11 protein-coding genes are annotated in these 13843 nt (G+C 63.7%); 6 read left to right on the top strand and 5 right to left on the bottom strand.

Translation table 11 applies throughout. The features are described from left to right. Positions 1-12: 12 nt before the first annotated feature. The 4 genes from ACFFDA_RS17970 to ACFFDA_RS17955 form a co-directional block, all read right to left on the bottom strand. The gene (locus ACFFDA_RS17970) at positions 13-1488 is read right to left on the bottom strand and encodes a lipopolysaccharide biosynthesis protein (protein WP_404482154.1); all 1476 of its coding nucleotides are present in this window, start codon (positions 1486-1488) and stop codon (positions 13-15) included. Next, positions 1485-2780 (bottom strand): glycosyltransferase, encoded by a 1296-nt coding sequence (locus ACFFDA_RS17965; protein WP_404482153.1) that lies wholly within the window; start codon positions 2778-2780, stop codon positions 1485-1487. The genes ACFFDA_RS17970 and ACFFDA_RS17965 overlap by 4 nt, the downstream gene beginning before the upstream one ends. A gap of 116 nt (positions 2781-2896) precedes the next feature. Further along, positions 2897-4045, bottom strand: coding sequence for an acyltransferase family protein (locus tag ACFFDA_RS17960; protein ID WP_404482152.1), 1149 nt, complete (start codon positions 4043-4045; stop codon positions 2897-2899). After that, positions 4035-6242, bottom strand: coding sequence for a GumC family protein (locus ACFFDA_RS17955; RefSeq protein WP_404482151.1), 2208 nt, complete (start codon positions 6240-6242; stop codon positions 4035-4037). The genes ACFFDA_RS17960 and ACFFDA_RS17955 overlap by 11 nt, the downstream gene beginning before the upstream one ends. 59 nt (positions 6243-6301) lie before the next feature. Here ACFFDA_RS17955 and ACFFDA_RS17950 point away from each other — a divergent pair, with 59 nt between their 5' ends. The 4 genes from ACFFDA_RS17950 to ACFFDA_RS17935 all read left to right on the top strand — a co-directional run bounded on the left by ACFFDA_RS17950 (position 6302) and on the right by ACFFDA_RS17935 (position 10758). Further along, on the top strand, positions 6302-7555 hold the full coding sequence (locus tag ACFFDA_RS17950) for a hypothetical protein (protein ID WP_404482150.1): 1254 nt from the start codon (positions 6302-6304) through the stop codon (positions 7553-7555). Next, a complete protein-coding gene (locus tag ACFFDA_RS17945) occupies positions 7527-8636 on the top strand; it encodes a glycosyltransferase family 2 protein (RefSeq protein WP_404482149.1) in 1110 nt (369 codons plus the stop codon). Before ACFFDA_RS17950 ends, ACFFDA_RS17945 begins: the two co-directional genes overlap by 29 nt. Before the next feature lie 291 nt (positions 8637-8927). Beyond that, entirely contained in the window at positions 8928-9506 is a 579-nt protein-coding gene (locus ACFFDA_RS17940) for an ANTAR domain-containing response regulator (RefSeq protein ID WP_404482148.1), read from the top strand. A 43-nt stretch (positions 9507-9549) separates the two neighbouring features. Continuing rightward, on the top strand, positions 9550-10758 hold the full coding sequence (locus ACFFDA_RS17935; protein ID WP_404482147.1) for a CmpA/NrtA family ABC transporter substrate-binding protein: 1209 nt from the start codon (positions 9550-9552) through the stop codon (positions 10756-10758). A gap of 182 nt (positions 10759-10940) precedes the next feature. Here the strand turns inward: ACFFDA_RS17935 and ACFFDA_RS17930 are convergent, their stop codons facing one another. Further along, positions 10941-11402 carry a hypothetical protein gene (locus ACFFDA_RS17930; RefSeq protein ID WP_404482146.1) on the bottom strand — a complete coding sequence of 154 codons (462 nt, stop codon included), beginning with the start codon at positions 11400-11402 and terminating at the stop codon, positions 10941-10943. On the opposite strand from ACFFDA_RS17930, the gene ACFFDA_RS17925 reads away from it, so the two are divergent. Beyond that, complete coding sequence (locus ACFFDA_RS17925; protein WP_404482145.1) at positions 11389-12762, top strand: CmpA/NrtA family ABC transporter substrate-binding protein; 1374 nt, start codon at positions 11389-11391, stop codon at positions 12760-12762. The two genes, ACFFDA_RS17930 and ACFFDA_RS17925, sit on opposite strands and share 14 nt — an antisense overlap. Before the next feature lie 24 nt (positions 12763-12786). After that, a complete protein-coding gene (locus tag ACFFDA_RS17920; RefSeq protein WP_404482144.1) occupies positions 12787-13800 on the top strand; it encodes an ABC transporter permease in 1014 nt (337 codons plus the stop codon). The last annotated feature ends 43 nt before the right edge of the window (positions 13801-13843 follow it).

Genomic DNA, 13843 nt, shown 5'->3' with positions numbered 1-13843 from the left:
TAATGTCGCAGGTTAGGTCCCCGGTTGGCTTGCAGTAGCTGCTGGTGTCCGGCGAGCAGCGATCGTGTCCTGCAACAGCCTTATGATCGTGCGATCCTGCCAAAGGTATGCAGCGAAATAGGCAATGGTGCCGAGAGGGAAGCAGATCGATATGATCGCTATCGGCGGCAATAGGCCCTCACAGACATGCACCCCGGCAGTCACGACCAGTACCATGAGTAGCGAACTGTTCAGGGCCGCGCGTAAGCTACCCATCACGTCACCAAAACGAATACCGGTATGCCGTCGCAACAGATGGAAGCCGTATGGAAGGATTAGGTAACCACGCGCCACACCCACCATCAGCATGGCCTGCCACCCCCATCGATGCACTAAGAAAGCCGCTCCCACGCCGAGCGCGATCTGGGCGGTGGTCCAGGACAGTACGATACGCGATTCACCCATGCCTGTGATTGCAGCAATAATAAGGTTGTTCATTTGCGAGGCAACCACGGCGCAGGCGAAAATGCGGATGGCGTCCGCCACGTACTCCCAGCCGGGCCCGAAGACCACCGCCACGATCTCGTGAGCAAGGGCCATGCTGCCCAAGAATGCGGGGAACATGAAGAACGCGGAAAGACGGCTGAGCCGCAAATAGGTGGCTTTCAGCGCTTCAGGGTCTTGAGCCGTGCGCGTCAGGATCGGCATTGCGATCTGCTGGATGGGCATATAGGTGACCTGGTTGAGCACTTCCACGATCCGCGATCCGGCGCGAATGAAGGCAACCGCGATGGGCCCTGCCAATGCGCCGGAAATCAGTTCGGCGCTGCGAATGTTGATTTGGTTCAGCGTGCCGGAAATCCCGATGTAGGTGCCGAAGCGGACCATCTCGATGCAGGACTTCAGCCGAAATCGAGGACGCGGGATCCACGGAAAGCTTGCCCACGCGCTTATCGCCATCGCGAGCGCCACTGCGATGCGCTGGCCTACCAGCGCCCAGGCACCGTAACCGGCAAAGGCTAGCGGCAGCCCCACTGCGGTACCTGCCAGCGATGCGGCGACATTGCGCATCGCGATCGAACGGAACCTGAGGTCACGGGTCAGGCGGGCAGTATGGATCGCGCCGAGAGGTGTGACCGCGAAAATTGTCGCAAGCGCCGTTATGATCGGCGTCAATTGCTGCTGCCCGAACAGCGATGCCAGGAGCGGTGCGGTCATGACGGTCGCAAGGCAGAAGGTCAGGCCACAGGCAAGATTGGTCCAGAACGCGGTGTCGGCGTCTGTTTCCTCCAGCGTGCGCCGCTGGATGACCGCTTCGTTGATCCCGGCATTGCTGACTGCGAGCAGCAAGTCGATAACCAGCGCGGCCAAGGCGACGAGGCCGAAGGCCGGCGCGCCAAGCAACCGCGCGAGGATTGCAAATGTAAGAAACGACAATGCCTGGGTGCCCAGGCTCGAAGCCGTGGACCAGATTAGCGGCGAGGCGATGGTCGGACGGGAAGCGGTCATTGGCAAGAATCGTGGCGGTCGGCAGTCCCGACGCGGGGACGGTTCTCCTCGAGCCAGGTGACGAACTCGGCATGACACGCCTTTGGCGAGAAATGCCGTTTCGCCACTGCCAACGCTTTTTGGGCGAGAATCAGTCGTCGGCCATCGTCCGCGAGCGTGAGTATGGCTTCGGCGAATGGGCCGGGCGCGTCTGCAAGGGCTACTGATTCAGCGCATTGCTGTTCGACACCTTGCAGGGTTACGCTGGTGGCGACGACGGCCTTGCCTTGTGCAAGGGCTTCGACGAGCTTGATCTTGAGCCCCGACCCGAAAGTCAGCGGCGAAATCACGACGCCTGCGCGCGCGTAGAGTGGACCGAGGTCGTGGACCATTCCGTGAAACATCGTGCCGGGTGGACCGCCACGCGGGAAGGCATTGGCGACCGAACCGGCTATGTCGAGCATGCAGCCGGGTGCGCGTTGCCGCACTATCGGCCAGACGTTATCGAACATCCATTCGAGCGCGACGACGTTGGGGGCCGTGTTGCTGCCTACGAAAAGCAGCCGCTGGCCATCTCCCGGCTGGGCAGCGTCGACTGGGTGTGCGGCCATGGGTGCCAGGATCGGCCGGGCGGCGGGAACATGCTCTGCCACGAAACGCGCTTCACCTGCCTGGATGGCTATGACCGCATCCGCTCGCGACAGGAGTGCGATCTCGGCTTCGCGGCTAAGCGGGGCAACCGAATCTCTGCCACCCGCCTGTGCTTCGCGACTGTGAAACAAATCGTGCATCACGATTGCGGATGGCGATGTAGACAACAGGCAAGCCGCTTCGGCTTGGAAAGCGTAGTCGGCGATGACGATATCGGCATGGCTTCGGGATTTGTTGCGGACGAATGTGCGGTCTGCGTCCGTCCATGGCGCTGCGATCGCGTAGGGGCGGGGTCTGTCGGTCACCCAAGCACATCTGAGCCCAAACATTCGACCCAGCCGCGATACAATGGCTCTTAGAGCTTCCGCGCCAACGCGAGGATCGAGTACGAAGACCCAGTCTCCGATGCGAAAAACACCACGAATTTCATGGGTTTCGAAGACTTCCATCTCGGACCGTAGTCGCAAGATCGGCCAGCGGCCCATGAGGTCAGGAGATGGCTGTAAGAGATGGGGGGTGAACCCCGCGCTACGCACTGCACCGGCCAGATCGAGCAGGTAGGCGCTGCTGCCGTTGGTCCTTCCCGCGATACGCTGCCGACTGACGAAGAGGACATGGCCTTTCGTACCGCTGGTGGCTGGTTCGCAGGTGCCATTGGGCATGGTCGATCCGTCAACGAGTGTAGTGACAGGCATTGGCTGTCCTGCCACCGCCCATGGTTTCGTAGGCTGGGGCAACGGTTGACTTGGTACCAGGTGCGGGCTGATGTTTCCCGGATTCATGCGCCACCCGAGAGGCTGGATGTGGTTGCTACGTGCGGATCAGCGGTTGTGTAAAGGCGGCATTGCCAGTTGCCCAACCAGTGTCGCAAGGCAGGGTCGATTACGGTGCCGATCAACCACGCGATCGATACGGCGCTGCAAGTCGCCACGATCAGCATGGGTGCGAAACCCAGCGGCAGGATCGTTTCGATTACATGCTTGATCGGTGCATGCACCGCGTATAGCGGATAGGAGATCATGCCCAGCCAAGCGGATGCGCTCTGCAGGCGCGGTCCTGGCTGCGCGACGCATGTAAGCATGAGCAGGACCGGTGACAACGCCGTGGCGAAAGTCAGGTCGTAGATTGCGCGGGGGGCGCCGTGGAAGTCGGGCGCCAGCAGAGCCACGCAGGCAATGAGAAGCCAGGGCAGGGGTAGACGGGGCACGCCCTTCATCCACCTGTGACGCGTGCGATGGAGCAGGGCCCCGGCAGTGAACGAAAAGATGATACGAGCCAAGGCCACCGGCCAGTCTCCAAGGGCTACGCCCCTGTCGAGATCTCCGACAAGCAAGACGGAGGCCACCAGCCCACCGAATCCGGCAAGGCAGCTTGCGGCAAGCAAAAGATTTTCCCGCATTCCGTTTGTGGAATCGGCTTCTCTCCTGACAGCGAAGGCATAAACGGCATTGGCGGCCAGTTCGTAGAAGAGCGACCAAGCCGGTGGATTGAACAGGAAGATCCCCGAGGGCATCAGGACGTTCGGAAGCATCAGGAGGTTGGCCGGAAGGCATGTCACGATGGCGAAAAGGCCCGGTGCGCCCTCGAGTCCCAGCAGGCGTTGGACCAGCGCCAGTATGAACCCGATCAATGTACCGATGGCGATTACCGGTTGCAGGCGCACGAACCGCGCGGTCATGAACGCACGAAATGGCAAGGATTTTCGAAGCCGTGCGCCATAGGCATGCGAGATGACAAAGCCGCTGAGCACGAAGAACAGGTCCACTGCGAGATAACCGCTTGCGAAGATCGGGAGGACCGCCGGGCCGTGGTGCCCGGCCCCGATGTTCCGCAGGTGGTAGAACAGCACCGCGAAGGCGGCAGCTCCGCGCAGCGCGTCGAGAGTCGGATAGCGGTGCGCATTCGCGCCGACGGCATCAATCGGCATAGTAACCCTTGAATTTCTTGTAGTACCCGAAGGCATCGGTAAGCCCGGCGCTCGCATATTCCTTGATGTTGACGAGACTGAGAGCGACGCCACCTACCTTGCTGCCGTTGTGTGAAAGCAGGTCCAGTGCGGTACGCACTGCCTTGACAGGGGTAGTCCGCCAGCGTGCCACCACCAGGGTCGTGTCGGAGAGTCTCGAGACGATACGTGTCTCGGCCACGCCCAGCACAGGGGCGGAATCGATGATGATGATGTCAAACCGCGCCCTGAGGGCAGCAATCAGTGCAGCCATCGTCTCCTCGGTTATGATGTCGTCCGGATTTGACTGACCCAGCGTCGTCAGAATCTGCAGGCTGGTCCGGTCGTCGGATGTCAACGCCTGCTCGATCGGTGTGGTGCCGTCCAGTGCGCGGAACAGACCTTCGCGATCGCGACCGGGTGCCAGGGCATCGGACGTCGAATGGTGTCGGACATCTGCATCGACTAGTACGACCTTGCGTTTACCCATCGCCAATGTGCGCGCAAGGCACATCGAAGTGGTCGATTTCCCTTCGCGAGGCAGGGGCGAGGTGATCGTCACCACGGCGATGCCGCCATTGCCGGAAAGACCGAGGTAGGTCGCGAGATTGCGTAGGCTTTCGGTAAAGAGCGACATGCTTCGGATTGTCACGTAGTCTTGCGGGGTAATGTTGCCCGCTTTCGAGCGGGTGGCGGAATCGAGTGTCGGGATCGCTCCTGCGTAGACGGCCTCCAGGCCTCCTTCGATGTCGGCGCGGGTCGCCACCGTATTTTCCATGTATTCGGCGATGGCCGTGGCGAGACCAGCAACCAAGAGCGCAGCGGCGACGCCCGCAAGGCCACTCAAAAGGTAGTTGGGCGAGGAGGGAGCCCCGGGTACGCGGGCCAGCGAGTCGATGCTGGCATCCGCATTGGGAAGCTCACCAGCTTGCGCGGTTTCCTTGGCTCGGGTGAGATAGGCGCTGTAGATCGCACGGCTGGCTTCGGCCCGGCGTTCCAGTTCGAGGCGGCCGACTTGCGCCGAGCCGTTCTGCGCCAGCGACCCCTTTGCCAGCGCGCGACTGCCCAGCAGCGAACCAAGGCGGGATTCGGCGATCTGCACATCTCCGCGGAGGCCCGAGACGATCCGGGCCAGTTCGGCGTTGAGCTGCTGACGGACGTCAGCCAGTTCGTCGCGCGCTTGGACCACTTCGGGATGCAGCGCACCATAGCGGGCATCGAGCTGGGCAAGGTGAGCACTGGCCACCGCTTCCTGCTGGCGTAGCTGGCGGATGGTTTCCGAAGCTAGGACGGAACCGATGTCCGCTCCGCCACCGCCGCGCCCGATCTGGGCCTGGGCCGCGGCGAGTTTGCCGCGTTGTTCCGCGAGTTGGGCTTGCGCATCGGCGATCTGGCGGTTGAGTTCGGATACTTCCTGTTCGGCCATGGTCGCGCCTTGAGCGCTCATCAGGTTGTTGCGCACCATGTATTGCTGCAGTGCTGCGTCATCGGTCACCGCCTGTTTGCGCAGCGCGGCTGCCTGGCTTGCAACGTATCTGGCGGATTGGGCGTTGCGCGTTTGCTTCCGGGCCGAATCGAGGTCGATGTAACGGCGAGCCAGTGCATTTGCGATTTGGGCAGCGAGGCGGGGACTTGCCGAAGAAGCTGAAATCTCGACGAGATAAGTCACGCCGACGCGCCGTACGTAGCTTCGCGCAAGAAGCGCACCTGACGCTCGGCGCTCCGTCGCAGTCATGGCGATGCCTTCGCTGCTGGCGTCCGTCGGAGGGGCTAAAGCTCTCCTCGCGGGAGCGTCGCTGGCGGCCTGTCCGCCGCCGAACTCCGGCACCTGGTCCAGCCTGAGGCTACGAACCACGTCCAAGGTAAGGGTGGGCGATCGTACGATCTGCACGGCAGTGTCGATCAGATTGTCGTCCGCCGGCGCGACGAAGCCGCGGTCGTTCACTTTCACCGGCTGCGCTTCGCGCGGTTCGAGCAGGAGCGCGCTTGTCGCCGTGTAGGTGCGGGGCAGCAAGCTGATCGCGGTCACCACCAGCGCCAGTGTAACCAGGAAGGAAGTCGCGAAGATCCAACGGCGCCTAAAGAACAGGGCGCCGATTTCGGAGGGGTCGGGAAGTAAACGTTTCGACGTCTTGGCGGATATTTCGTCCGCTGCGGCGTCATGAGTCCGATTGCTCAAGACGTTCCTCCAATTAGGACATTGTACGTATTGAATAATAAATCCGCAAATGCCTAAGCATGTCGCCCATAAAGCGTTTCCGGTTCCTTAAGTACAATGCCGATGGGATGGGGCGCTGGAAATACAATTTCACTCCGTTTGCGAGCAAGTTCGGAGGTTTTCAGATGGAAACGGTTCAAAGTGGCGGCGCGGCACTCGCCTATCTGGTGCATGATCTGAACGACGCCGCGGTGCGTCGCCGCGTGGACTTGCTGGCAGGGGAAGGATTTTTGGTGGGCCTGGGGGGGTTTCACAGGCATGCCGGCGCGCTGCGGCAGCCCGCAGGCAGAGTGCTGGACCTGGGGCCGACGCAGGACGCAAGATTGGTGAAACGGGCCGTTGCTGTGATGAAATGGCTGCTGTCCCCTGGCGCGATCCGGGCCTTGAGCGCGGGCGCGCCCGTCATCGTGGCGCGCAATCTGGAGATGCTCATACTTGCGTGGCGGGTCCGCTCGCCCCAACAGCGGCTCGTCTACGAGTGTCTCGACATCCATCGCCTGATGCTGGGCGCGGGCCGCAAGTCGCGCCTGATGCGTTGGATAGAACGGCAATTGCTGGCCCGTACCGACCTCGTCATCGTCAGTTCGCCGGCCTTCGCGCGTGATTACTTCGGGAGTCGTCAGGGTCGACGGGATGGGGTGCTGCTGGTCGAAAACAAAATTCCGGTGGAACGGCGCTCGTCGGTGGGCGGTGACGTGTGTGAACGGCGCCCGGGCGAGGGGGCTGTCTGGACCATTGGCTGGTTCGGGATGCTGCGGTGTCGCAAAACGCTGGAGCAACTGGCGGCGCTTGCCCGTTCGTCACGGGTGCGGATCGAAGTGGTCATCGCCGGAATCGCCAGCCCGGCCGAATTTCCGGACTTCGAGGCGCAGGTGGCAGTGTTTCCCGGGCTGCGCTATCTCGGGCCATTCCAGCAGGATGACCTTGCTCGTCTCTATGCTGCAGTCGATTTCGTATGGGCCGTCGATTACTTCGAAGAAGGGCAGAACTCCGACTGGTTGCTTCCCAATCGGCTCTACGAAGGGCTGGCCAATGGCGTGGTGCCGATCGCCCTCGATGGGGTTGAGACCGGTCGCTGGCTAAAGCGGCACGGTGTCGGCTTGCTGGTCGATGCTCCTCTGGTGGAGTTGCCGGCGCAGCTCGTGTCGTTGAGCCGGTCGAAATATGCGGAGATGCGCGCGGCGATTGCGGCTTTGCCGGAGCGGGCGCTTTACCAGACCGCTAAAGAGCGGCGCGACATCGTCGATGCCATTGTCGGTCGCGCTCATGCTTGAGGGGAGCCGAAGCGCCGATGTGCTGATAGTCGTGCCGTGCCTGAACGAAGCGACGCATCTGCCGGCTTTGCTCGAGGGGCTGCTGCGCAATGCGAACGGGGCGCTCGTGGTGGTGGCTGACGGTGGCAGCACGGATGGTAGCCGCGAGATCGTTTCAACTCTGGCGCGCGGCCACGCCAACCTCGTCCTGCTCGACAACGCCCGGCGGCTACAGAGCGCGGCGGTGAACCTTGCGGCACGGCGCTTCGGGGCCGGTCGCAAATGGTTGGTGCGAATAGACGCCCACGCCGACTATCCCGATGGCTTCATCGATCGGCTGCGTTGGGCCGCAGCTGGCATGCGGGCGACTTCGGTTGTGGTGCCCATGGTGACGAGCGGAACGGCCTGTTTTCAAAAGGCGGTGGCAGCGGCACAGAATTCGGTTTTGGGCACCGGGGGAGCACCTCACCGCCATGTGGGGCGTGGGCAGTGGGTCGATCATGGCCACCATGCGCTTTTCGATCTTGCCTTGTTCATGGCAGTGGGCGGCTACGATGAGGGGTTTGCCGCCAACGAGGATTCGGAACTCGATCGTAGGCTGCTCGCGGCCGGCGGGCGCATCTGGTTGGAGCCGCAGGCGGCGATCACCTATTTCCCGCGGCGGACGATGGGGGCCTTGTTCCGGCAATATCGGACTTACGGATGCGGCCGGGCGCGTAATCTCAAGCGTCATCCCGCGCCCGTGAAGCTGCGCCAGATGCTGCCGCTGGCAGTGGTCCCCTCGATCTTCGCCGCGTTGCTTGGCCTCGTGCTTGCACCCGTGCGGGCGGAAGCGTTGCTGCTGGCCCTTCCGATGCTGTGCTGGCTGCTTGGCGCGCTGGCGGCAGGCCTGTTGCTGGGATGGCGCGGGCGCTCGCCGTGTGCCGCAGGCGCAGGCGTGGCTGCCGCGACGATGCACGCAGGCTGGTCGCTGGGCTTTATCGAGGAGACTTTGAGCCTGAGGCGCTTGCCGGAATCGCCGGAGCCGCTTCGGTTCGACAACGCGAGCCCATCGGCGAGGGATGGGGACGAACCGATATTCGGGAGTACCCTGATCGCCTAGCCGGGTTGGGCGTGGAGACAAGTCGACGGCGCCTTGATCTTCAGCGTACCCGAAGAACCGGTACTTCCGCGTCCGGCACGAACCTTGCCGCGTTTCGGGTTCGTTCGATGCGACCGGAACTGGGCTTCGCCTCGTGGAATGGCAACCTCCAAGCGGTGACCGCATTGCCTATTGGAGGGCCAATTCAAGTGGGTCCTGTGGCCCACATGTCGCAGTAGCCCGGTCGCGTGATCTGCCTAGTGTTGCACACTCTTGCCAGCGACGTGTGCTGCGCTGCACAAGGGCGGCTCCATGCGCATTGCCATCATCGACGAAAGCGCCGCCCGCGCGTCCATCATCCAGGAAGGTCTTGCGACCCTGGAGGACTGCGAGCTGTTCGTCATCACCGATCGGCGCGGGCTTTTGGCGCGGATAGCGCAGTTCGATCCCGATATCGTGCTGATGGACCTGGGAAATCCCTCCCGCGACGTGCTGGAGGAATACTTTGCGGTCAGCCGGGCGTTGCAGCGTCCGATCGCGATGTTCGTCGACGAATCGGATGACGAATCGATCATCGCCTCGGTCGACGCGGGGGTCTCCAGCTACGTCGTGGACGGCTTGGCACCGAACCGGATTCGTCCCATCCTCGACCTTGCGGTGACGCGCTTCAATGCTTTCTCGCGGTTGCAGAGAGACCTTGCCGAGGCCAAGGGCAAGCTTGCCGAGCGGGACGCGGTCGACAAGGCCAAGCGCATCCTGATGGATACGCGCGGGCTGCCAGAGCCCAAGGCCTATGCGGAAATGCGGAAGGCGGCGATGAACCAAGGTAAGCGCATCGTCGACATTGCCGAGGCGATCGTGACCGCGCACAATCTCATGGGAGGGATCTGATGCGCAATCGCCAGATCGACCGGCCAGCCGGGGGAGTACCCGCATGACGACCGAACTGACGATCGGATTCCTGCCGCTCGTCGACGCCTGTCTGCCGATTCTGGCGCACGAGCATGGCTTTGCCGAGGAGGCGGGTGTTTCGCTGCGCCTGATCAAGGACATGAGCTGGGCGACGGTGCTCGACCGGCTGCTCTACGGCCACAGCGATGCCGCGCACCTCGTCGCGCCGCTGGCGATCGCGACGACGCTGGGGCGGGGGCGGCCCGCGCAGCCGCTCGCTGTGCCGTTCGTGCTCGGGCTCAACGGCAATGCCATCACGCTGCGGCCCGCTCTGGCGCAGCGGGTGCGGCCGGAAGGGCGCATGGGCGAGCCGGCGCAAGTCGGTGCGGCGTTGCGCAAGATCGTGCAGGAGCGGCTAGGGGCGGGGAATCCGGTTCGGTTCGGCGTCGTCCACCGCCATTCGAGCCACAACTACATGCTGCGCTACTGGCTGGCGGCCTGCGGTATCGAACCCGACCGCGACGTCGAGATCACGACGGTCGCGCCGCCGTTCTGCGCCGATGCGCTGGCACAGGGCGATGTCGACGGCATCTGCGTGGGCGAACCGTGGAACAGCGTCGCGGTGGAGCAGGGGGCGGGCGAGATCGTGCTGTCCACGGCGCAGATTTGGCGGCGCGGGGTGGAGAAAGTGCTGGCACTGCGCGAACCCGTTCTGGACGAGAAACGCGAGGGAGTGGAAGCGCTGGTCCGGGCGTTGTGCAAGGCTGGCCGTCATTTCGTCGACCCTGCCAACTGGGAGCAGAATGCGGCTATTCTGGCGCGGCCGGAATACCTCGACGGGTCGGCCGAACTGATCCGCCGGGCGATTTCGGACCAGTTGCTGATTTCGCGAGGCGGGGCGCTGATCCATTATCCCGACTTCATGTTCCAGTACCGCGAAGCCGCGAACTTCCCCTGGGTCAGCCAGGCCGAGTGGCTCTACACCCAGATGGTGCGCTGGGAGGGCATGGCCTACGACGCTGCCGACGCGGAGCGCGCGGCGCGGGTGTTCCGGCCGGATGTCTACCGCAGCGCACTGCTGGGCAGCGGGGAGCCGCTTCCCGGCGCCAGTTCCAAGGTCGAGGGCAGCCTTGCGGCACGCACCGTGGTGGGGACGCAGCAGGGAGCGATGATGCTCGAGGCCAATACGTTCTTCGATGGCCGGGTCTTCGATCCGCACGATATCGAAGGGTATCTGGCAAGGTTGCCGTGAGGTTGGGGTGCCGCGTCCGGGCAGGGGGCTGACGGCTCGGCGGGGTCTTGTCGGTTGATGCTGAAAACCCTGGCCGAGCTTGAATGGCGAAGTGTATCGGTAAACGATTGATCTACCTAATGAATTGCTGGAGCGGGCTCGGATCGGGACGCTCAGGTTCGGGGAAAGCGGTTCGGACTTGTTCAACCGCTTTGGCTGAAACCGGAATTTGAGCAAGTCGCCTCGCTTCGGCGATTTCGCGTTTCCCCGTAATTCGATTGGCGGGCGAGCGCCGTGGCATCGCCGAAATCTTTGCGTCTTCGCGTGTTTGCGTGATCCCAAAATTCCTTTTCTTCTCCGAGCCTCCGTACCTGCGGGTGCAGCATGGTCCACTCCGAATCGTGCTGCGCTGCAAAAAGAGCTTTACGCCAAGTCCGCGAATCGCTTACACAAGGGGCAAGCAGAACGGTCGGCACCCAAGGACGGGCGCACATCAAGGTCGTTTCGTGGCTTTCAACAAACAGTGGCAACGTAGCCGCCCGATGTAGTCCATCCGGACTTTCGTCGAGGCGGTTTTTTCGCGTTTTGCCTTCAGGCGGGGTGGTTTCGATGAGCAGGATTGGGGGTCTTGGTTTCAGGCAGGCAGCGGCGGTGGTCGCGCTCATGACGGGCGTTGCGCTCGCCGGGTGCGGCAGCAAAAGCGAGGCTCCGGCGGGCAAGGTCGCCGCTGGCGCGGTCGAGAAGCCGGCGCTCAAGCTGGGCTTCATCAAGCTCACCGACATGGCCCCGCTCGCCATCGCCCGCGAGAAGGGTTTCTTCGCCGAGGAAGGCCTCAACGTCACGCTCGAGCCGCAGGCCAACTGGAAAGTCCTGCTCGACGGCGTGATCGGCGGGCAGCTCGACGGGGCGCACATGCTGGCGGGCCAGCCGATCGCGGCGACGCTGGGGCTGGGCACCAAGGCCGAGATGATCGCGCCGATCAGCCTCGACCTCAACGGCAATGCCATCACCCTGTCGAACCGGGTCTGGACCCTGATCGAGCCGGCGCTGGCCAAGGGCCCGGACGGCAAGCCGGTGCACCCGATCCCGGCCTCGGTGCTGGCCCCGGTGGTCGCCAAGTTCCGCCAGGAGGGCAAGCCCTTCAAGATGGGAATGGTCTTTCCGGTCTCCACGCATAACTACGAATTGCGTTACTGGCTGGCGGCGGGCGGGCTGAACCCCGGCTACTACCTGCCGGGGGACGTCGGCGGTACCACCGGCGCTGACGTGCAGCTTTCGGTCACGCCGCCGCCGCAGATGCCAGCCACGCTGGAGGCCGGGACCATCGAGGGCTACAGCGTCGGCGAGCCGTGGAGCCAGGCGGCGGTGAAGAAGAAGATCGGCGTGCCGGTCATCACCGACGACCAGATCTGGCACGACAATCCGGAGAAGGTCCTGGGCCTGCGCAAGGACTTCGCCGACAAGTACCCCGGCACCACCGCCGCTCTGCTGCGCGCGATCATCAAGGCGCAGCAGTGGCTCGATGCGGACGGAGGCAAGAACCGCGCCGAAGCGGTGCAGATCCTCAGCCGTTCGAACTACGTCGGCGCCGATGCGGACGTGATCGCGGCATCGATGACCGGCAAGTTCACCTTCGCGCCCGGCGATACCCGTGCGGCCCCCGGCTTCAACGTGTTCTTCGACAAGTTCGCCGGCTATCCGTTCTACTCCGACGCCATCTGGACGATGACCCAGATGCGCCGCTGGGGCCAGATCGCCGTCGACCACGACGACGCCTGGTACGCATCGCAGGCCAAGGCTGTCTATCGGCCGGACCTCTATCTCGCCGCCGCGAAGGCGCTCGCGGACCGCAAGGTCATCCCGGCCGCGGCGATCCCGCAGACCGACGGCTTCAAGCCGCTGGACACCGGGTTCATCGACCATGTGCCTTACGACGGGCACAAGCCCAACGCCTATATCCAGTCGCTCAAGATCGGGCTCAAGAACGGCCAGAAGGTCACGGCCTCCGGCGTGACCGGCGGCTGATCCGAGCCCACGAGGAGAATTGCTATGGCAACCGCTTTTGCCGATATCGAGCCGGTGGAACAGGCTCAGGCCGTAACGGAAAGCCCCATGACGGCACCAAGGACGAGCCCGGATGTTCCGGGCAGACTACAACTGGCGATTGCCCGCCACGGCAAGGCACTGTTGGCGCCGCTGCTGGGGATCGCCGTGTTCCTGGGCCTGTGGGCGGCGCTCGCGCCGATGGTGCAGACCTCGCTGGGCGCGCTGCCGGGGCCGGTCGCGGTCGCCGCGCAGGGCGGGGCATTGTTCGAGGAATGGCAGGCGGCGGGGGAGGCCAAGGCGCAGTTCTACGCCGACCAGGACGCGCGGATCGCGGCGGGCACGCAGGCCATCGCGTTCGACTATTCGGGCTCGCCGACGTTCGTGGACCAGGTGTTCACCTCGCTCGAGACGGTGGCGCTGGGCTTCGTGCTGGCGACTATCCTGGCCGTGCCGATCGGCCTTGCCGCCGGCCTTTCGCCGATGGTCAACGCCGCGATCAATCCGCTGGTGCAGATCATGAAGCCCGTCAGCCCGCTCGCCTGGTTGCCGATCGTGACGATGGTGGTCTCGGCCACCATCACCAGCGCTGACCCGATGCTGGCCAAGAGCTTCGTGATCTCGGCGATCGTGGTGATGCTGTGCTCCTTGTGGCCGACGCTGATAAACACCGCGATCGGCGCCGCCTCGATCGACAAGGACCTGCTCAACGTCGGCCGTGTCCTTCGCCTCGGGCCGTTCCAGAAGCTGACCAAGCTGGTACTGCCCAGCGCCTTGCCGTTCATCTTCACTGGCATGCGGCTGTCGCTGGGCGTGGGCTGGATGGTACTGATCGCGGCGGAAATGCTCGCGCAGAACCCGGGCCTGGGCAAGTTCGTGTGGGACGAGTTCCAGAACGGATCGAGCCAGTCGCTCGCCCGCATCATGTTCGCGGTGGTGGTGATCGGCCTGATCGGCTTCCTGCTCGACCGGGTGATGATGAGCCTGCAGGCGCTGGTCAGCCGCAACCGCACCGTTTGAGAGGGTAGGGGAGGACAGCCGAGGGGACAGAGGCGAACGCCCG

The sequence above is a fragment of the Novosphingobium sp. BL-52-GroH genome (assembly GCF_044813085.1).
Lineage (GTDB): Bacteria > Pseudomonadota > Alphaproteobacteria > Sphingomonadales > Sphingomonadaceae > Novosphingobium.
This window is presented reverse-complemented; position numbering and strand designations above follow the sequence as displayed.